Origin of the sequence: Streptomyces sp. SudanB182_2057 (genome assembly GCF_964272715.1) — a bacterium.
In the GTDB taxonomy this organism is placed as follows: Bacteria; Actinomycetota; Actinomycetes; order Streptomycetales; family Streptomycetaceae; genus Streptomyces; species Streptomyces rubradiris.
Map to the genome: position 1 here is coordinate 8,427,322 of NZ_OZ186798.1, position 19,469 is coordinate 8,446,790.

Genomic DNA, 19,469 nt, shown 5'->3' on the forward strand with positions numbered 1-19,469 from the left:
CGAGTGCGGGGACGGGGCCGACCCGGGCGGAAAGGCCAGACGAGGCCGCCGAGCCGGGACGCTGCCTTAAACGACGATCTCGGTCCTGGGTAGCGCGCGGCGGGGTCGAGTGCGGGCGCAGATCACCTGGTCGGCGGAGCGGAAGGCCCCCGCCCGGCGGTGTCGGCCCGCTCGTGCGCGACCGTACGCGGGGACGGCTGCGGCGGCAACGATGCCTCGGGAACCCCCGCCCGGTGCCAGGTGTCCAGCCCGAGACGCTGTCGCAGGCGTGTCGGCCCGCGCGGCGCCCACCAGTTGGCCGCTCCGGTGAGGACCATCAGGGCCGGCACCAGGACGCCGCGCACCACGGTCGCGTCGATCAGGACCGCCAACGCCAAGCCGCAGCCCATGAGCTTGAGCAGGGTGATGCCGGAACCCGCCAGCGGCACCAGGGCAACCGCGACCACGGCCGCCGCGGCAGTGATCACCCGACCGGTGGAGGTGACCGCGCCGAGCACGGCGGCGCGATGGTCGCCGTGCCGCCGGTAGCTCTCCTCGATCCGGGACACCAGGAAGAGTTCGTAGTCGACCGACAGCGCGAAGGCCACCGCGAACATGAGCACCGGAACCGACGTCTCCAGCTCTCCGGTAACAGTGAAGTCGCCCAGCAGTCCGCGCAGGTGACCGTCCTGGAAAACGAACACCATGGCCCCGAACGAGGCTCCGAGGCTCACCACGCCGGTCAGTACCGCCTTGAGCGGGACGAGGACCGAACCGGTGAAGAGGAAAAGCAGGAACAGCACGCCGGCGACGATCAGGCAGCCCGCGATGGGCAGTGTGCCGAGCACGGCATCCTGGGTGTCGAGGACACGGGCGGGCCGTCCGGTGATGCGCGCCCCGCCGTCCGGCGTCGGCAGCGCCCGCAGTCGTTCTACGAGTTCACGGTCATGTTCCGGCCCCTGCGCGGGCAGCACAGCCATCCAGCTGGCTCCCTCGGCCACGAACGGCAGCGAGTCGGGCCCGGCCTGCTCGACCTGGCTCCCCCTCCGGTAGGTGCCTGTTCCGGTGATCACTTCTCGCACACCGCCGAGCGCGGACACCCGAGCCGCGTACGCGTCGAGCCGGTCCGCCTGCTCCAGCGCGTCGACACGAGGCAGGAGGACGGCGATCGTGCGGTTCCAGGGCATGTCGAACTCCGCCTCGACACGCCGGGCAGTGGCGTGCGACTCGGCGGCGGCGGGCAGTACCCGCTCATCAGTGGCGCCGAACCGCACGTGCGCGAACGGCAGCCCCAGGGCCGTCAGAAGGAGCACCGAGCCGAGAACGGCCGACACAGGGCGCGCGGTGGCGGTCCGGGCGATCCGCGGCCAGATCCGGGCACCGTCCTCCGGCCCGCGCCGCAGCCGGGCGAACAGGTCGCCGGCCACGAGGCGGTCTCCCGACAACGCGAGCGAGGCAGGCAGCACCAGGACGGTGGCCAGCGCGGCACACACCACCACACTCACCCCGGCCACGCTGAGCGAACGCAGGAACCCGACGGGGAACAGCAGCAGCGTGCTCAGGCACAGCGCCACGGTCGCCGCCGAGTAGCGCACGCAACGCCCCACAGTGCGCAGCGCCACGACGACGCACTCGGCCGGATCGGCACACGTCCGGCGTTCCTCGCGGTACCGGGTGACCACGAACAGCGCGTAGTCCACGGCCAGTCCGAAGCCGAGCGCCGTGGTCACGTTGGCCGCGAACACCGACACCGGCATGAACAGCATGGCGAACCGCAGCACGGCGAAGGTCCCGGCCACCGCCAGTGCACCGACCAGCACGGGCAGCAGTGCGGCGGCCACCGACCCGAACGCGAGCAGGAGCACCAAGCCCGTCAGGGGAGCGCCGACCAGCTCGGCACGGATCAACTCCGTCCGACTGAGCTGGGTGGCCTGGGCCATTACCCACGCCGCTCCGGTAGCGCTGACCTGGACCCCCTGCCGGTTCCGGGTGAGGTGCGGGACGAGCGTGGCGGCGGTGCGTGCGGCCTCGTTCTCGTCTCCGCGCAGGTCCAGGGTGATCAACGCGGAGCGGCGGTCGCCGGACAGCAGCCGTCCTTGTCCCGTCGTCCAGTACGACAGCACCTCGCGCACGCCGGGACGGCTTGCCGCGTCACGTGTCAGAGCCCGCCCGAGCGCGACCGCCCTCGGATCGGTGGCCCGCCCCGGGAAGCGCACCAGCAGGACGACGTCGGGCACAGGAGCGTCAAAGCGGCGCGCCAACTCCGCCTCGGCGCGGGTGGCCTCGGTTCCGGAGGCGATGTAGCCGCCACTGGAGAAGGAGGTGGTGCCCCCCACGGCGGCCAGCACGCACAGCAGCCCGGTGAAAGCCGCCACGCACATCACAGGCCAGGGCCGGGCGAAGGCCCGCCGGACGAGGACCTCGAACCACGGCGTGCGGGCACGAGCGGACGGGACGTCGGCTGAGGCCTGGGTTCGGTGTGGCATGCGGTCTCTCCTGAGGGGAGGCGGACAGAGTCAGCGGATTCGCACGGCTCTGCCGACGCCCAACGAAGCATGGGCCGAACAAGTGACGAAAGCGTCTGCTAGATGGTGATAGCGCATTGAAATAGCTAACTTCCGATACGGCGGAACACAGACCGACTTGCCTGTCTTCACCGCCCCGTACAACACCTCCAAGGAGCGCACCGATGACTCGTGGAACCCGAACCGAACGCCACCCGGGCCGCGCCCTGGTGGCAGCGGTGGTCACCATGCTGGCGGTCAGCCTCACCGGCCCGGCGGCCACCGCGGCCCCGGAGACCGCATTCTCGAACGGCGCGGCGACCACCCTGCGCTGCTCGATGCGCACCGCCGCGCCAGTCACTTTCACCCCCGCGGTCTCCGCCGGCCCACACACCGTGACGGCGCGCGGCACCGTCAACCTGAACGAGTGCACCTCCCCGAACGGCCGACGGAAGAACATCCGCTCGGGCACGCTGACCGTACGCGGCAGCGGCCGGGCCACCTGCGCGCGAGTGACCGGCGTTCGGGGCTCGGCCATCGTCACCTGGTACTCCGGGCCGGGACGCACCGGACGGATCGTGGGACGTTCGGCCGTGTCCCCCGCCGCGGCCGGTGTGGGCGGGTACACGCCCCTCGACTCGTTCCTCAGCGGCCGGATCACCTCGGGCCCGATGGCTGGTCAGCGCATGACCGGCCGGGCGGTGCCCACCACGAGCGTCAGCTCCTGCCACGGGCGGGGACTGCGCAGTGTAGGTCTGCGCGGCACCGCCACCGTGAGTTAGGGGCTGTGGCTCTGATACCCCGGGTTTCCGGAGTAAGGAGTTTGCCGCTGCGGACGTCCCTCTTGCCGCGGTGGCGGCCTGTCCTCTTCGCGTTCGCCGGCCATCAGCGCCGCTACGGCGTGCATCGGCTGCCCGACCAGAATCGGAAAGCTCAGATCATGCGGCTCATCTCAACGCCACGTGAGGCGCTTCAAAGCCGCAAGCACCGTCCAGGATCCGGGGCCAAGTCACCACAGCCGTGTCTTCACGCTTCGAACATCGTTGTCAGGGCGTGACTACACGCATGGCTCTTACCGCGCTTGCCGTGAGCGCGGCTGCGATCGGTTCCGGCCTCGCTACCACCACACCCGCGACAGCAGGCGGAATCATCGTCATCGGATCCCCCAGCCACCACAACACGTGTGTCAACCACGGCACACGTACCCGGCCCGTCGGTCATGTGTCAACCGAGAGCGGAGGGGTGCAAGGACTGCTGGCGCAAGTCCCGATCATCAACGCTCTCAACCATTGCGGTGGCGCCGATCTGCGGCCACCCGGACCCCAGGACGGCCAACGAGCGTTTCAGGGCGGTACTGGTGCGTTCCGCCAGGGGGCACCGTAACGCGAAGCAGATGCTGGGCACCGGCAAGCACATGTCCCCACGACCGACGCCCGGTCGTGGGGACATGGCTCGTGCTCAAGGAGTGGTACGTACCCTGCGCACACACCGATGACGAGCGGTGAGCTTCGGTCGTCGTCCTGAAGCAGCGGTATCCGACGGCAGTCCGCCCGTCGTATCACCCTGGGGGCGGAATGCCACTCGGTACCGGCCTGCCAGGCCGCCGCTCACAGCACGTCCTGCTCTTTCCGCAGCGGCCCGGCCCGGCTCGCAGGCAGCGAGCTACGGCAGGGCCGTCTACGCGTCCCCCGCGGGCTCGGACATGAGGGGGGAACCGGGACCGGCGGTCCCTCGCAGCGCGCGGGCCTGTGCCGCGGTGTTGATGCGTTCTTCGGCGAGCCGGTCGGCGGCGGTGCCCGGCAGGATCTCCTCGGTGTCCGCGCGTCGCAGCACCGTGAGTGTGGTGTCGAAGATCCGCTCGGTCTGTGCCCGGCACCGGCTGAAGTCCGTGCCGTGGAGGGTGCCGGCGACCTGTATGGCTCCGCCGGCGTTCGCCACGTAGTCCGGGACGTAGAGGACTCCGCGGTCGGCGAGGTCGTGCTCAGCCTCGGGATAGGCCAGTTGGTTGTTGGCCGCGCCGCACACCACCTCGGCGGTGAGCACCGGGACGGTCGCCCCGTCCAGGGCGCCGCCCAGGGCACAGGGGGCGTAGATGTCCATACCAGGGGTCCGGATCAGTGTCGCGGTGTTCTCGACGACGGTGATGCCGGGACACTCGTCGGTCACGGCACGCAGCGCCGCGTCACTGACGTCGGTGACCACCACGCGGGCGCCCTCCTCGACGAGGTGTCCGACCAGAAGACGTCCCACTTTCCCGACTCCCGCGACGCCTACCACTTTGCCGCTGAGGGACGCGTCGCCCCATCGGTGCTGGGCCGCCGCGCGCATGCTCTGGAAGACGCCGTACGCCGCCAGGATGGAGGTGTCTCCCGCGCCGCCGGTCCGTGAGGAGCGGCCCGGGATCCATGGACAGGTTCGTGCCACGACGTCCATGTCGTCGGTGGTGGTACCCGCGTCGCATCCGGTGATGAACCGCCCTTCCAGCGAAGCGACGGCCCGGCCGTAGGCCAGCAGGAGGTCCTCGGACCTGATGCGTTCGGGGTCTCCGATGATGACGGCTTTGCCGCCACCGTAGTCGAGGCCCAACAGGGCGTTCTTGTAGGACATTCCGCGGGAGAGGTTCAGCGCGTCGGTGACGGCGTCCTCGTCGCTCGCGTAGGAGTGGAAGCGGGTGCCGCCCAGAGCCGGCCCCAGGGCGGTGGAGTGGAGGGCGATGACGGCCTTCAGGCCCGAGCGGGGGTCCTGGCAGACGACGACCTGTTCGTGGTCGAAGGTCTCACGGCCGAAGGCGGCCAGCGGTGCGGTGAACGCGAGCGTACTCACAGTGCGAACTCCTTTGTCGTTGGGATGGCTTGGCCGGCGGAGAACCGCCGGTGGCGGGACGGCGCTCCGCGCGAGGGGCGTACGGCTTCGCCGCTGTGTACGGACCGGGCTCGGTTCATGCCAGGTCCCGGGCGAGCGCGCGGCCGGCCGAGCGGCCGGAGAAGACGCAGCCCCCGAGGAAGCCGCCTTCCAGCGCGTTGTGTCCGTGTACTCCCCCGCCGCCGAAGCCGGCCGCCTCGCCGGCGCAGTAGAGACCGTCGAACACCGTTCCGTCCGACCTCAGGACCTGCGAGTCCAGGGTGGTCTGCACCCCGCCCAGGGTTTTGCGGGTCATCAGGTGCAGGCGTACCGCGTACAGCGGGCCGTGGGCGGGGTCGAGCAGGCGGTGGGGCGGAGCGACTCGCAGGACCCTGTCCAGGCAGTACTCGCGCGCGTTGCGCACGGACATCAGCTGCATGTCCTTGTAGTAGTCGTTGGACGTCTGCCGGTCCCGGGCCACGACCTCGCGTTCCACCAGGGCGAGGTCCAGTGGTGCCTGAGGGGTGAGGGCGTTCATGGCCTCCACCAGCGCGGGCAGCGTCCCGCGGGTCACGATGTCCTCGCTGTGATCGAGGAAGGCTCGGATGGTCGGGTAGGCGCTCTTCTTGAGCTGCAAGAGCATCAGCGCGGGGTTCTTGCCGGTCAGGTCGGGATTCTGCTCGGAACCCGAGAGGGCGAACTCCTTGTCCACGATCAATTGGTTCAGGATGAACCACGAGTGGGAGTGACCGGTCGACGTGATCTGCGGCATCGCCTGCAGGTTCGCGTGGCCGGGGAAGAGCGGCGGGGGCAACCGCCGCCCCTTCGCGTCCAGCCACAGCGGTGAGGGGGAGGGGATGAGCCGCACCGCGTGGCGGGGCCAGACGGGGGCCCAGTTCTCCAGGCCCTCGTTGTAGGGCCACAGGCGGTCGAGGTTGACCACTGAGCCACCGGCCCGCTCGGTGATCCGCAGCATCCGCCCGTCGACGTGCGCCGGCACACCCCTGAGCAACGACGCCGGCACCGGGCCCAGACGGTCGGTCGGCCAGTGGGCGCGCACCATGTCGAGGTTGCCGCCGATGCCACCGGACGTGACAAGCACCGTCTGCGCCCGCACCTCGAACTCCCCCGCCCGCTCACGTGAGGAGGGCACGCCTCGCGGCTCGTGCGAGGGAACCAGCACCGCACCCCGTACACCGACCGCGGTCCCGCCCTCGACGACGAGCTCGTCGACCCTGTGACGGTAGCGGAAGGTGACCAGTCCCCGCGCGGCTGCGGCGAGCACCGGTTCACGGAAGATCCGTACGATGTCGGGCCCGCTCCCCCAGGTGAAGTGGAAGCGCGGAACGGAGTTGCCGTGGCCGGTGGCGATGCCCACGCCCCGTTCCGGCCAGCCGACCATGGGCACCAGGCGAAGCCCCAGCCGGCGGAGATAGCGGCGCTTTTCCCCCGCGGCGAAGCCGACGTACGCCTCGGCCCATTCGCGGGCCCACCTGTCCTGGCGGTCGCGGTCGAAGCCGGCCGAGGCCATCCAGTCGGACAACGCCAGCTCGTAGGAGTCCTTGATGCCCAGCAGCCTCTGCTCGGGAGTGTTGACCAGGAAAAGGCCGCCTTCCGCCCAGAACGCCTGGCCGCCGAGATTGGCTTCGTTCTCCTGCTCGACGATGAGCACGCGACGCCCGGCCCGGGTCAGCTCGTAGGTGGCCACCAGCCCGGCCAGCCCCGCTCCCACGACGACGACGTCGGCGTTCTCACTCATCGCTGTCACCGCTTCGTTCCGCACCCCTGCTGTTACGGGCGAGGAAGGGGCGGACAGCCCCGAGGAGCGGGCCTGCGGACTCCTGCGGCACCATGTGCCCCGTGCAGGGAATCAGTTTCAGCTGTCCCCGGCTGAGCCGGCGACGTGCGCCGATCGCCTGCCAGAACGGCAGCATGCGGTCGTGGGTGCCCCAGGCCACCAGAATGGGCATCGGCAGTTCCGGCAGCCTGCGGACGAGGAGTTCCTTCTGCCCCAGCAGTCCGACGGAGGCGCGTTGCGAGCGCAGTGTGGTCCTCAGCGCCTCTGGGGAGGAAAGCGCCTTGACCTGGCTGGAGGTCCACCTCGGTGACATGCGCCAGGGCCGGACGGAGCCGATCACCGCCATCGACGCCACAAGCAGCCTGGGACCGCAGGGAAGTACGGGGACCAGCCACCGGGTCAGATCTCCCAGCGGTGTCACCGACTGCACCACCATGGCGGGGTTGACGGCGTGGCCCATCCCGGAGGAGCTGATCAGCACCAGAGCGGGTATGTGCGTCGGCCGCTGCAAGGCCATGTGGACGGCTATCGAACCCCCCAGTGAGTGCCCCATGACCGCGGGGCGCTCCGCGTGGACGCGGTGGGCGAACTTCCACGCGAACGCCGCCATGGCGGCGGGACTGGCGTCGGAGATCGGCTCGGTGTAGCCGTAGCCCGGCATGTCGACGGCGATGACCCGGTGGCTGCCGGCCAGGCCGCCGAGGACGCGGTCCCATTCCTCGGAGACACCACCCTCGCCGTGCAGCAGCAGCACGGGGCTGCCTCTGCCGGCCGCCAGATAGCGGGTCCGTGTTCCCGCCACGTCGGTCCAGTGCTCTTCCACTGCCCGCCCGTGCGCAGTGATGGATGTTTTCATGCGGTCTCCTGGTTCTCGCTTCCGGTACGGCAGGGAAGTACGCGGGTCCTGCCGCCGCCGGCTGATCAGGGTTCAGGGGAGGTCTGGCCGGCCGTCCCGGCCACTATGGGGAAAGGCCGCCCCTGTGCCGTCGCCGATCGGACTGTCGGCTAGACGGACGGTATTCACGGGCCGCGTGGTGCCGGCAGGCGTACGCCGCGGCACTGGTGGTGCGGGGAGGTCTGTCGCGCACGAATGCTCACGTGAGAAATCCGCGAGCACGCGGTGGAGCGAACACCGCGGGTTGTTCCCGTCAAGTACCACCTGCCTCGAAAGCGCCGAGCGCTGCAACCGCCGCCGCGCCGGTGCGCGTGGGTTCGGCCGTGCACCAGGCATAGGCACTTGGCAATCCGCGCATAGCACGCCGACCATCACGTTGGCTGCCCGGAACTCGGTGGAACGTGAATTCGATTGTGATGCACGCCGTGACGGCTGGGATGTCCTCCGACTGCTCACGGGTGGCAGGTGGTCCGCTCGTTACCGGCCTTCTCAAGCCTTTTCACACCCCGAGCAAGCGTTATGACGGGTGCGCACTCCCTTTGCCTCCTTGCGCCCCCTGCGCGCTCTGTGCACAGGCGCGTACGCGGTTTCGTCGCACTAGCAAACGCACTCCATGCCTACGCCATTTCACCAGCACACCCGCATGGCAGCGTTGACCCGAACCGGCACCTGTCGTGCACTTGTACGGCAGCCCGGAATTCACTGCGGACCAGAAGAAGAGACCACCCTCCAGGTGATTCGATGCTTGGAGTTCCGTCACCTCAAAGGAGCGGGAATAGCTCAATGCGCACGGATCGTCCGTAGAGAAATGGGGATGCCGGGCATCCAGTACTTTGCGTTTTCCGTGCGTGCAGGGTCCAACACGCCCGACAGGGCATCATCCGCATTCTCGCATGCAATCCGTGCGCCAGAGCCAGCACATATGCGGTGAATGGCCAGAGCGGCCAGGCAGATCTTTCCTGGGGAAAGGGGACATGGTCAATGGTCGAGCGATCACGTACCAGCCGGGAGGCGAACGAACGGCTGCGGGCGGTGATGGAGGAAGCAGGGTGCTCCAGTACCGGGCTCGCCCGCCGGGTCAACCTCTGCGGTGCCGAGCACGGCCTCGATCTGCGCTACGACAAGACATCGGTCGCTCGCTGGCTTCGCGGCCAGCAGCCGCGCGGCCGGGTCCCCGCCGTCATAGCCGAGGCGTTGGAGCGCAAGCTGGGCCGCCTGGTGACCGTCGAAGAGATCGGGATGAAGCCCGCCCCGGGGACGGCCTCCGCCGTGGGGCTCCGCTTCGAGCCGAATCTGCTCGACGCTCTCCACCAGGCGTGCGCCCTGTGGCGCAGTGACGCCAACCACGTGGAGTCGCTGTCCGGAACGGGACTGGCGACTTCTGTGCTCGTTCAGGCCAGCCGCGACTGGCTGATCTCGGACCTGGACCCCGCTCCCACGAACCAGGGACCCCACGCGGTCGGGTCCGGGGACATCGCGGCGATACGCGCGACGACGTCCGCGTTCGCCGACCTCGATCACCGTTTCGGCGGCGGCCACACCCGGCAGGTCACCGTGCTCTACCTCCACACTGTCGTCGCCGGACTCTTGATGGGCGCCTACGACGAGCCGACCGGGCGTCAACTGCTCAGCGCCGTCGCCCGCTTGAGCGAGCTCGCCGGTTACATGGCCGTCGACAGCGGTCTGCTGGGGCTCGCCCAGCGCTACTACATCCAGGCACTGCGTCTGGCACAGGCCGCCGGCGACCGCGGCTTCGGCGGTTACGTGCTGGCGGGCGGCATGAGCCAAGTGGCTCTTGCCATGGGCAACCCACGAGAGACGGTGCAACTGGGGCGAGTAGCACGCGAGGGCACGGGGGGACACGTCACCGCTCCGGCCCGTGCGCTCTTCCACCTGACCGAAGCGCGTGGTTACGCCCTCCTGGGAGACCAGCCGGCCTGCGAGCACGCCGCGGGAGAAGCCAGGAAGGCGCTGAAGGAGCAGGCGTCCGGAGAGGAGCCGGACTGGGCCGTCCACATCGACCGAGGCTACCTGGCGGAACAACTGGCCCGCTGCTACCACGATCTCAACCAGCCGGCCGCCGCATTACGCTGGGCGGAAGAGTCGCTGCGCGGCATCTCACCTCAGCGGCCCCGGCGGCGCGCGCTCAGGCTGCTGTTGACGGCTTCGGCGCACCTGCGGCTCGGTCACGTGGAAGAAAGCTGCGCCACCGCTCTCGAGGCCGTGGACGCTCTCGGCCGGACGCGCTCGGCCCGATGTTCCAGTGAGCTGGCCGACTTCCGCGACCGGCTCGAGGCACTGGGCCTGCGGGCGGAAGCCCGTCTGCTGCCCGTTCCCGAACAGGCTGGCTGACAGAGGTACCGACACGGGAAGAACGGACCCGGCCGGCCGTCCGGCCGGGTTCCTCACCGGCCGGACGGCCGAGGTCTCCCAAAAGCCGCAGATAGTGAGTCGACGACGGGTGACAGGGCTGTCACGGGACCCACCTTGCCCGGTCGGGCCGGTTGATGAGCATGCGCACCATGGCCGGGGGGATGTCGTCCTTGGCGGTGAAGGCTTCTATCAGCACCAGGCGGTCGGGGGTGGCCGCGGCACGGGCCAGAGCCCGGTCCAGTCCGGCTGTCGAGCGGGCCCTCAGCACGAGCGGGTCGCGGACGCCGACAGCCGCGGGCAGCTTGGGCCAGTGCCAGCGGGAGATGTCGTTGTACACGGCCCGCAGGCCGTGAGTGGCCCGTTCGATGGTGTAGCCATGGTTGTTGACCAGGACCACGATGGGCTTGAGGTGGTGGCGGCCGATGGTGCCGAGTTCCTGGACGGTGGGCTGGGCGGCGCCGTCGCCGATGACCAGCAGCCCGCGCCGCGCGGGATCGGCGAGTTGCGTTCCTAGCAGTGCGGGCAGGCCGTAACCGATGGAGCCCCAGAACGGTTGCCCGATGAACCGTGCCCCGCGAGGGAAGCGGTGACCGACGATGCCCAGGAGGGGAGTGCCGTCGTCCGCTATCACCGTGTGGTGGGGTTCCACGGCGGAACCCACCGCCTCCCACAGATAGGACTGGGTCAGTGGCAGCCCCAGCGGCGACGCTCGTCGCAGCAGGGTGGCGGCCGATCGCCCGGCCGCTGTCACGGATCCGCTCAGGCCTGTCAACGCGGCCCCCAGTCCCCGGCTTCCGGCGGCGGGGACCGGGGCAGCAGGGCGACCGCCGACCAGTTCCGTCAGTACGGTCAAGGCGGTTGCCAGCGGGACGCCGGGGAAGGTCCGGCCGTCCACCTTCGCGGTCCAGGGGCCCAGGTCGATGCCTGCCTCGGCGTCGAAGCCGTGCGTGAACTTCCCGGTCGTGGAGTCGGCGAGCAGCACGCCCGCCCGGATGAGAAGGTCCGCGCCGTCGATGGCGGCGCGCACCGGCCGTTCGCTCATGGCGCCGGAGTACACGCCCAGGAAGCCGGGGGCGCTTTCGTCCACGACGGTCTTGCCGGTCGCCAGGACCGCGTGGGGAAGGGAACCGGCGGTCAGGAAGCGGGCCAGTTCGTCGCGGGCGTGGAACCGGTCGACGAGGAAGTCCGCCAGGACGGCGACGGTGTCCGCGGTGGCGAGCCGGGCCCGGGCCGCGGTGCGGAAGGCTTCGACGCCGTCCTTTTCCACAGTTGGTCGGTCGTCGGCGGCCGACGGCCGCCACGGTGGGGCGGGAGCGAGGGCGACGTCGCGGGGCACGCGCAGGTATCCGGGCCGGCTCTCGCGCAGACAAGCGCCGAGCACCCGGTCGATCTCGGACACGGCGTTGTCGGGGCGCAGCACGGCGTGGGCGCAGACCACCTCCCGGTGGGCGCGGGCGAACCGGTCGAAGTCCCCGTCCCCCATGGAGTGGTGTACCACGGCCTTGTCCCGTTCCGTGGCCTGCGTCGGTCCGACGGCGATGTGGAGCAGCGGCAGACGCTCGGCGTAGGCGCCGGCCACCCCGTTGATCGCGCTCAGCTCGCCTACGCCGAAAGTGGTCAGGAGCGCTCCGAAACCGCGGGTGCGGGCGTAGGCGTCGGCGGCGTAGGCGGCGCCCAGTTCGCTCGCCGTACCGATCCACCTCACGTCCGGGTGGGCGACCACACGGTCCAGCACCTTCAGGTTGTAGTCGCCGGCCATGCCGAACAGGTGCCGCACGCCGAGGGCGTGGAGACGGTCGAGGAGATGGTCCATCACGGTGGTTCCCGCGACGGCGGGCTTGGGGATCATGGTGGGTTCCCTTCATGCGTTGGCGAGTGCGCCCGGGCGCGGGACCGGTCGGCCTGCCGGTGGTCGCGGGCGGACCGTTCAGGCGCGGAGTCCGGCCGGTGAGCAGACTCGGTGGCTGCTGGACGGCTGAGCCGGGGCGACCGGGGCCCCGCTCCGCTCGGCACTCGCGCGCGGCGGGCCGGGGTTTGCCATTCGGATCGGCGGCCGGGCGGACGCGGCGAGAGGCCCGGCGGAGCCGCGCACGTGCTCGCCACCGTAGGGCCGCGTCGGCGGTGCCCGGCAGGCAGGCGGCGGGGGCATCGGACGTGCGAGGGTGCGCGCGTGCTCGTTCGGTGGCACCGCTGAGGTGCGCGTCGCGGCGACCGTCACCATGTGCGACGTATGGCCCCGGTGCGGTGGGCTTGGCTCGTGTCATGATGGCCGGCCATGGGAGCGAAGCTGTCACGGCGTCTGGTACCGGATCCGTTGTGGGACCTGGTCGCACCGCTGATCCCCGAGTTCTCTCCGCGCCGGCAGGGCGGCGGCACGGTCCCGCTGGACGGCCGGAACACCTTCACCGCCGTGGTGTACGTACTGACCTGCGATTGCGCCTGGCAGCGCCTGCCGTCGTCGTTCGGGGTCTCCCCGGCGACGGCCCACCGGCGTTTCGCCGCGTGGACGAGGTCGGGCCTGTGGCCGCGCCTGCGCCGGGCGGTGTTGGAGAACCGCGGTCTCGGCGGTGACCGGGAGTGGGCCGCGGCCATCGTCGAAGCGGCAGTGGACCGGGGAAGACGGTCTCCTGCCGCCTGACGGGGACCGGCGGACCGAGGCGGTCCGGACGCGGGCGTTCCGCCGGCGGGGAGGGCGCCGGAGCCGGACTCACGTCGCGGACGCGGCACCGGAGTACTTGCCCAGGTGGACGACGTCGAGACGGCCGTGGGTGTACTGGTCCTGGATACCGCGCTTGTCGTACTTGCCCACTGAGGTCTTCGGGGGCGCCGCGATGATCGTCCAGCGTTCCGGAACCATCCAGGCGTCGACGTGCCGGGCCAGGAAGTCACGCAGTTCCGTCAGATCGAGGTCGGTGCCCCGGCGCGGCGACACCGCGGCCAGGGGGCGCTCTCCCCAGCGTTCGTCGGGCACCGCGACCACGACCGCCTCGGCGACCGCGGGGTGCTCCAGCAAGGCGTGCTCCAGGACCACGCTGGAGATGTACTCGCCTCCGGACTTGATGACGTCCTTGGCCCGGTCGGTGAGGGTGAGGAACCCGTCCGGGGATATCCGGCCGACGTCGCCGGTCCTCAGCCAGCCGTCCGGGGTGAAGCTCTCCGCCGGCCGGACCGGCGGGGCCCCGGCGGCGCCGCCGTAGTAGGAAGAGGTCACGCAGGGACCGCACACCTGTAGCTCACCGGTGCCGGCACCGTCGTTCGGCACCGGATTGCCGTCCGCGTCGGCGAGCCGGAACCGTACCGACACCGGAAACTGACCCTGGCTGACGCGATAGGCCCAGGCCTCGTCGGGTTCCGCCCCCGCGGGCGGCAGCGCCCTGGTGACCAGCGAGGTGGTCTCCGTCATCCCCCAGGCGTGCAGGAGCTCGACGGAGTGCCTGTCCCGGTAGGCGGTCATCAAGGCCGGCGGGCACGCGGCTCCGCCCACCAGCCCCCGGCGCAGGCTCGCGGTGTCGTAGGTGCGTGCGTCGAGTTCCTCCAGGAGGGAGGCCCAGACGGTGGGCACGGCGGCGGCGAACGTCGGCCGTCCCTGCTCGATCATGCGCGCCAGTGACGCGGGCTGGGGGAACCGGTCGGCCAGTAACAGACCGGCGCCGGAGAAGAACGCGACGTGCGGAATGGTCCAGCCGTTCACGTGGAACATCGGGGCGATGGGGAACAGGACCGCGCGCGGGGTGAGGTCGTAGCGGTCCGGCGCCGCCACCTGAAGGCAGTGCAGATAAAGCGCCCGGTGGCTGTAGACCACCCCCTTGGGGTTCCCCGTGGTGCCGGAGGTGTAGCACATGGTCGCCGCCGTCCGTTCGTCCAGGTCCTCCTCCCAGGGGTAGTCGGTGGGCCGGTCGGCGATCAGCTCCTCGTAGTCGTGCACCTGGCCGGTGAACCCGGTCAGCGCCTCCCGGCCGCCGGGGCCGGCGACGACGATGTGCCGCACCCGGCCGTTCAGCTCCGGCAGCACGGGGGCCAGCGCCCGGGCGAGCCCCGCGTCCAGGAAGACGATTTCGTCTCCCGCGTGCTGGATGACGTAGGCCAGTTGCCGGGCCGGCATGCGTACGTTGAGCGGATGCAGGACCGCCCCCATCGCGGGCACGGCGAGGAACAGTTCCAGGTGACGGGCGTTGTTCCACATGAACGTGCCGATGACGCTCTGCTCGCTGTCCGGCCGGGTGCCGGTACGCGCCCCCAGCCGGTCCCGGAGGGCGTGGGCCAGCCGGGCGGCACGCTCGCCCACCTCCGCGTAACTCCTGCGGTCGAGCCCCTCCCCGTTCCACGTCGCCACGGTGGAAGCGCCCTGGACGGTGGAGCCGTATCGCAGGACACGGCCGATCGTCAACGGGACATCGGACATGGTGCTGTGCATGGCGGCCTCCAGATCGGGTTCACGTCGCCTTGGGGGGTGCCGGTTCGCCCGGCCCCCGCGATTCCGTACCGCCGGAAGATATGCCCGGGCCACATAGCCTGTCGTCATTCCCGGCCGGTCTTGCGTGGCTGCGGTCCCACGGCACGGAAGTTGCCTTGTGGGAAGCCGAACCGCCGGGGAATCCATGCCTTCCCGGGTTCCGGCGGAAGGCTCGTGAACCACCGGTTCCGCCGGCTCACCGCCAGCCGGCGAATTCCCCGGTGGAGAAGCGGCGGGACAGACCCGGGCAAGAGATCGGCAGGCAGTCCACATGAGATGCGCACCTGTCAACGCATTGGTGGCGCGAAGCCGGCATTCAACGGATGCGCACGTCCGTGAAGCTCCTTGTGCTTCCCTCGGTGGTGTACCGACACCACCGACCACAGTGCACGCCTGCCGGCGTGCGCCACGCGGTCCTACATTCCTCTCCAGGCACCGAACCAGCCCGTCCCCGCCCCTTCGCCCGTGAGCACGGGCAGCGGGACCGCCTTTTCCGGCTCCGCAGTGACGACCGCCCCGGCAAGGAGAGACACCGTGAGCCCATGCGGCAGCGAGCCCTACGCCTATGACGACGAGCAGGCCATCGAGGGACGGTGGGCCGAGGCGGCACGCACCGTCCGCTCCATGTGGCGAGAACTCCCCAGGCCGGGCGGGCTCAGCCCGGACACCGGTGACCGGCGTTTCACGGATCCCGCCTGGAGCTCAGACGCGCGCTACCGCCTCATACTGAAGGGTTACCTGACCTGGCGCCGACTCGTCATGGCCGCCGCCGAGGCGCCCAGCCTGCCGGCGCACCGTCGCCGGCAGGCGGAGTTCCTCGCCCAGAACCTCACCGAGGCACTGGCTCCCACGAACACGCTTGCCGGGAATCCCGCCGCCCTGCGCCGCGTCGTGCGCACCCGGGGAGCGAGCCTGGTCAGCGGAACGGAAAACTTCCTGGACGACGTCGTACACCGTCGCGGGCGTCCGGCCAAGATGCCATCGGACTCGTTCCGCCTGGGCGAGACCTTGGCCGCCACTCCCGGACGCGTGGTGTACCGCAACGAGCTGATGGAGGTGCTTCAGTACGAGCCGCGTACCGCCCAGGTCCACCAGGTGCCTCTCCTGCTGATCCCCGCCTGGGTGAACAAGTACTACATATTTGACCTGTCTCCCGGGCGCAGTCTGGTCGAGTGGGCGGTCCAGGCCGGTTTCACGGTGTTCGCCATCAGCCTGCGCAATCCCGGCCCGGACCAGAACGCGTTCACGCTCGACGAGTACCTTGAGCAAGGCCCGCTGCGAGCCATGGACGTCGTCCGGGAGATCACGCAGTCGTCTCAGGCGCATGTGGCAGGTGTGTGCGCCGGCGGGATACTCGCAGCGTCGCTCGCCGCCTGGTATGCGGCAGGCGGTCAGTCGAGGGTGGCGACCGTGACCCTTTTGATGTCCGCCCTGGACTATCCGGAACCGGACGCCGGCGAAAAGCCGTCAGCAGCGGAGATGAGGCTGCTCACCCGCCTCCTGTCCAACCGTGGAGGGCTTGTCGACGGACGCAGGATCAGTCTTCTCTTCGACCTCCTCCGGCCCAGGGACACCATTTGGCAACCGATGATCGCCGGGTGGCTCCTGGGCGAAAGGCCGCAGCCCTTCGACATCTGGGCATGGAGCGAGGACGGCATAGACGTCCCCCGAGCCCTGTTCGATCAATCGCTGCACATGGCGGTGGACAACACTCTGGCCCGCGGCCGGCTCCGCGTCAAAGGCAGGCCCATCGACCTCTCGACCGTCACACAGGACGCCTTCGTCGTGGCCGCCCTGCGCGATCACATCGTTCCATGGGAAACGGTTTACAACAGCGCTCGATTGCTCGGCGGCGATGTCGGCTTCCACCTCATTCCATCCGGACATGTCGGCAGCCTCATCAATCCACCACGTCCCGCCGCGGTCTACCGCACCAGCCACGGCGCGCTGCCCGCCGATCCCTAGGACTGGTCGGCAGGCTCCTTCCAGCAGCACGGCTCCTGGTGGACGGAGTGGACCCGGTGGCTCGCCCCCCGTTCGGGCCCGCACGTTCCAGCCCGCGCCCCCGGAAGCACGCGGTATCCGGCAGCGGACCCCGCACCCGGGCGCTACGTACGGTGCACGTGACCGCGACCGGGGCACGGCCCCTGCCCCTCGCGTCCTGGTCATCTCGATCCTGCGGCGCACTCTGCCGCCGCCCCCGTACCGCCGCCCCGGACCGTTCGCCCCTCCGGTGTGCAGTACGCCCCCGCGAACGCACTCAGGTTGACCGCACCGACCCGACAGGAGAACACCGATGGCCCTCCACACCAGGAAGACGATCGGATCGCTGCACGTCTCGCCGCTCGCCCTGGGCGGCAACGTGTTCGGATGGACCGCCGACGAGAAGTCGTCCTTCGCCGTCCTCGACGCCTACGCAGAGGCCGGGGGCAACTTCATCGACACCGCCGACGCCTACTCGGTGTGGGTGGAGGGACACACCGGAGGGGAGTCCGAAAGCATCATCGGCAGATGGATGGCCGCACGAGGAAACCGCTCCGACATGGTCATCGCCACCAAGGTGGGCGCACACCCCCGGCTCAAGGGGCTGTCCGCCGTCACCATCACCAAGGCCGTGGAGGCATCCCTCGCACGGCTGCGCACGGATTACGTCGACCTGTACTACACACATGTAGACGACGAGACGGTCCCTGTCCCGGAGTTCCTCACCGCACTCAACGACCTGGTGACAGCCGGTAAAGTCCGGGAGATCGGAGCCTCCAACATCTCCCCCTCCCGGCTGCGGGAGGCCCTGGCGTTCTCGGAGAAAGAGGGGATATCCCGCTACGCAGCCGTCCAGCCGCACTACAACCTGGTTGTGCGGGATCTCTACGAAGGCGGGCTGGCCCAGGTCACGGTTCGGCACGGTCTCGCCGTGGTCCCCTACTTCGCGCTCGCCAAAGGGTTCCTGACAGGCAAGTACCGTCCCGGCGAAAAGACGGACAGCGCGCGGAGCGGCCAGGCCGCCCGGTACCTCGACACCCCCAGGGGCCGTCGAGTGCTCGCCACCCTCCATGCCGTCGCCGCTGCCCACCACGTCCAGCCGGCAACAGTCGCACTCGCCTGGCTGGCCGCCCGACCCACCGTCACCGCACCACTGGCCAGCGCCCGCACCCTCGAACAACTCGGGCAGCTGCTTGCCTTCAGCGACATCACCCTGTCCCAGGCTGAGCTGGACGCGCTCACCGCAGCGTCCGACTGACCGGCACTCGGGGAGTACCAGCCGGTTCACCTCACCGGAAGTACTCCGTCCACTCGGCGAGGCGTGCACGACCGTGATGACTTTGACACCGCCGACGACGGGGAACCGCTGCGGCTGGTCGTAGGTTCGCTGGGCTTGGTCGGACATCTCTCGACCTCGGCTCGGACGTACCCAGGGCCGGTAGCGGTGTCCGAGACCCCTTTCCGCGAGTGCGCCCGATGGCGACCGGGGCACGGGACGCAGGGGACGGACTCCGGAGAACACGCGGCCCGGGACCACACCGCCGCGGGCCGGGATGACACCGTTCGCCCGCCGACGCACGGTGATCTCGAAAGCCAAGGACGCCCATGTTCCGCTGTCCGACGTGGACCCGAAGCGGCGCGACCAGCCGGTGCTCACACCGCCGCGGGGCGTTCGGCTGCCTGTATGCCTCCCGGTCGAAGGCCGGTGGCCGACCGTCCCGGCGGCTCCGCCGCAGCGGTCTTCCTGCTGGTCCGCCGGGCCCGGGAGCACCTCCCGGATGCCACGCCTGCACACGTGATCGTGGACGGCACGGGAGGAGTATGCCTCGTCGCCAGGACCACCTCCGGCCTGCTCCGCGGACGACCACGGCGAGGAGGACCCCGCCCAGGCCGGCCGGCGGTCTGGGCGAGGACGATCGTCCAGACCTGCGTGGTCCACCTGCTGCGGAACTCCTTCCGCCATGCCGTGGGCCGGGACTGGGACAAGAGCGCGCGTCTCCTCAAGCCCGTCTGTAACGCCCCCACCGAAGAGGCTGCCCCAGACCGCATGCCCTGGCCCGTGCCGCCCGACTACGCCCAAGCCTCGGCCCCTGCGCTGGGGCCGAACCCGCTCCCCTGCTCGGCGAACACCTTGATCGCGGCGCCCAGGAAATCCACCAAACCGGGGTGGTAGGAATCGTGGAACGCCCTCATGGCCTCGTTCTCGGCGTAAAAGAGCGACATGCCGACGTAAGCTTCCCTGGAGGGGGTGTAGAACCGGCAGGCGATGTCGAAGTGCCTGCGGACGAGCTCCTGGATCTGCTGGTCCCCTGGCAGGGAGCCGCCGTCCAGCAAAGCCGTGATCTCCTGGTACAGGACGTCCCAGTCCCGGTGGACCTGCTCCCTGTCCACATGTTCCCAGTTGTTGGTCCCGGCAAGGCTCTTCGCCTGCTCCTCGGCCAACGACCGGCGACACTCGTCCTCGTAACTGTTTCCCACGGCACCGGTTCCCATCGTTTCGTCACCTCTCCGGTGGAACCCCGAGAGGCCGCGACATGTCAACATCGACCGGCCGCCGATGATCAACTGCCGGTCCAGGCCGAACGGTGACACACAGCCACCGGGTCGGCAAACCATTTCTTGGACCCTCCGGCGCTCCGTCCC

12 protein-coding genes and 1 pseudogene are annotated in these 19,469 nt (G+C 70.0%); 6 read left to right on the forward strand and 7 right to left on the reverse strand.

Annotation, left to right across the window (positions count from 1 at the left end):
- Nucleotides 1-122: 122 nt before the first annotated feature.
- Nucleotides 123-2,465 (reverse strand): MMPL family transporter, encoded by a 2,343-nt coding sequence (locus ACSURM_RS37250; protein WP_436960594.1) that lies wholly within the window; start codon nucleotides 2,463-2,465, stop codon nucleotides 123-125.
- 203 nt (nucleotides 2,466-2,668) lie between these two features.
- On the opposite strand from ACSURM_RS37250, the gene ACSURM_RS37255 reads away from it, so the two are divergent.
- Complete coding sequence (locus ACSURM_RS37255) at nucleotides 2,669-3,265, forward strand: hypothetical protein (RefSeq protein ID WP_436960596.1); 597 nt, start codon at nucleotides 2,669-2,671, stop codon at nucleotides 3,263-3,265.
- Nucleotides 3,266-4,160: 895 nt separating this feature from the next.
- Here the strand turns inward: ACSURM_RS37255 and ACSURM_RS37260 are convergent.
- The 3 genes from ACSURM_RS37260 to ACSURM_RS37270 all read right to left on the reverse strand — a co-directional run bounded on the left by ACSURM_RS37260 (nucleotide 4,161) and on the right by ACSURM_RS37270 (nucleotide 7,978).
- Nucleotides 4,161-5,306 (reverse strand): Leu/Phe/Val dehydrogenase, encoded by a 1,146-nt coding sequence (locus tag ACSURM_RS37260; protein WP_436960598.1) that lies wholly within the window; start codon nucleotides 5,304-5,306, stop codon nucleotides 4,161-4,163.
- A gap of 115 nt (nucleotides 5,307-5,421) precedes the next feature.
- The gene (locus ACSURM_RS37265) at nucleotides 5,422-7,083 is read right to left on the reverse strand and encodes an FAD-binding dehydrogenase (RefSeq protein WP_436960600.1); all 1,662 of its coding nucleotides are present in this window, start codon (nucleotides 7,081-7,083) and stop codon (nucleotides 5,422-5,424) included.
- Entirely contained in the window at nucleotides 7,076-7,978 is a 903-nt protein-coding gene (locus tag ACSURM_RS37270; protein WP_436960602.1) for an alpha/beta fold hydrolase, read from the reverse strand. The genes ACSURM_RS37265 and ACSURM_RS37270 overlap by 8 nt, the downstream gene beginning before the upstream one ends.
- Nucleotides 7,979-8,998: 1,020 nt before the next feature.
- Here ACSURM_RS37270 and ACSURM_RS37275 point away from each other — a divergent pair.
- The gene (locus ACSURM_RS37275; protein WP_436960604.1) at nucleotides 8,999-10,369 is read left to right on the forward strand and encodes a transcriptional regulator; all 1,371 of its coding nucleotides are present in this window, start codon (nucleotides 8,999-9,001) and stop codon (nucleotides 10,367-10,369) included.
- 121 nt (nucleotides 10,370-10,490) lie between these two features.
- On the opposite strand, the gene ACSURM_RS37280 is transcribed toward ACSURM_RS37275, so the two are convergent.
- A complete protein-coding gene (locus ACSURM_RS37280) occupies nucleotides 10,491-12,239 on the reverse strand; it encodes an alpha-keto acid decarboxylase family protein (RefSeq protein WP_436960606.1) in 1,749 nt (582 codons plus the stop codon).
- Between the two features lie 426 nt (nucleotides 12,240-12,665).
- Here ACSURM_RS37280 and ACSURM_RS37285 point away from each other — a divergent pair, with 426 nt between their 5' ends.
- Complete coding sequence (locus ACSURM_RS37285; RefSeq protein ID WP_436960608.1) at nucleotides 12,666-13,028, forward strand: transposase; 363 nt, start codon at nucleotides 12,666-12,668, stop codon at nucleotides 13,026-13,028.
- A 69-nt stretch (nucleotides 13,029-13,097) separates the two neighbouring features.
- On the opposite strand, the gene ACSURM_RS37290 is transcribed toward ACSURM_RS37285, so the two are convergent.
- Nucleotides 13,098-14,804 carry a long-chain-fatty-acid--CoA ligase gene (locus ACSURM_RS37290; RefSeq protein WP_436960610.1) on the reverse strand — a complete coding sequence of 569 codons (1,707 nt, stop codon included), beginning with the start codon at nucleotides 14,802-14,804 and terminating at the stop codon, nucleotides 13,098-13,100.
- A gap of 573 nt (nucleotides 14,805-15,377) precedes the next feature.
- Here ACSURM_RS37290 and ACSURM_RS37295 point away from each other — a divergent pair.
- The 3 genes and pseudogenes from ACSURM_RS37295 to ACSURM_RS37305 all read left to right on the forward strand — a co-directional run.
- Entirely contained in the window at nucleotides 15,378-16,808 is a 1,431-nt protein-coding gene (locus ACSURM_RS37295) for a PHA/PHB synthase family protein (RefSeq protein WP_436960612.1), read from the forward strand.
- Nucleotides 16,809-17,139: 331 nt separating this feature from the next.
- Nucleotides 17,140-18,084, forward strand: a complete 945-nt coding sequence (locus ACSURM_RS37300) for an aldo/keto reductase (RefSeq protein WP_436960614.1) — start codon at nucleotides 17,140-17,142, stop codon at nucleotides 18,082-18,084.
- A gap of 642 nt (nucleotides 18,085-18,726) precedes the next feature.
- Nucleotides 18,727-18,873, forward strand: a pseudogene (locus ACSURM_RS37305) (transposase); the annotation flags it as partial.
- 23 nt (nucleotides 18,874-18,896) lie between these two features.
- On the opposite strand, the gene ACSURM_RS37310 reads toward ACSURM_RS37305, so the two are convergent.
- Nucleotides 18,897-19,319 carry a TipAS antibiotic-recognition domain-containing protein gene (locus tag ACSURM_RS37310; RefSeq protein ID WP_436961264.1) on the reverse strand — a complete coding sequence of 141 codons (423 nt, stop codon included), beginning with the start codon at nucleotides 19,317-19,319 and terminating at the stop codon, nucleotides 18,897-18,899.
- Nucleotides 19,320-19,469 lie beyond the last annotated feature (150 nt).

What these genes read in the sequence shown, in the direction of transcription:
- ACSURM_RS37310 (WP_436961264.1), bottom strand. Translation starts at nt 19,319, where the DNA reads ATGGGAACCGGTGCCGTGGGAAACAGTTACGAGGACGAGTGTCGCCGG.
- ACSURM_RS37250 (WP_436960594.1), bottom strand. Translation starts at nt 2,465, where the DNA reads ATGCCACACCGAACCCAGGCCTCAGCCGACGTCCCGTCCGCTCGTGCC.
- ACSURM_RS37265 (WP_436960600.1), bottom strand. Translation starts at nt 7,083, where the DNA reads ATGAGTGAGAACGCCGACGTCGTCGTCGTGGGAGCGGGGCTGGCCGGG.
- ACSURM_RS37280 (WP_436960606.1), bottom strand. Translation starts at nt 12,239, where the DNA reads ATGATCCCCAAGCCCGCCGTCGCGGGAACCACCGTGATGGACCATCTC.
- ACSURM_RS37255 (WP_436960596.1), top strand. Translation starts at nt 2,669, where the DNA reads ATGACTCGTGGAACCCGAACCGAACGCCACCCGGGCCGCGCCCTGGTG.
- ACSURM_RS37300 (WP_436960614.1), top strand. Translation starts at nt 17,140, where the DNA reads ATGGCCCTCCACACCAGGAAGACGATCGGATCGCTGCACGTCTCGCCG.
- ACSURM_RS37290 (WP_436960610.1), bottom strand. Translation starts at nt 14,804, where the DNA reads ATGCACAGCACCATGTCCGATGTCCCGTTGACGATCGGCCGTGTCCTG.
- ACSURM_RS37275 (WP_436960604.1), top strand. Translation starts at nt 8,999, where the DNA reads ATGGTCGAGCGATCACGTACCAGCCGGGAGGCGAACGAACGGCTGCGG.
- ACSURM_RS37270 (WP_436960602.1), bottom strand. Translation starts at nt 7,978, where the DNA reads ATGAAAACATCCATCACTGCGCACGGGCGGGCAGTGGAAGAGCACTGG.
- ACSURM_RS37285 (WP_436960608.1), top strand. Translation starts at nt 12,666, where the DNA reads ATGGGAGCGAAGCTGTCACGGCGTCTGGTACCGGATCCGTTGTGGGAC.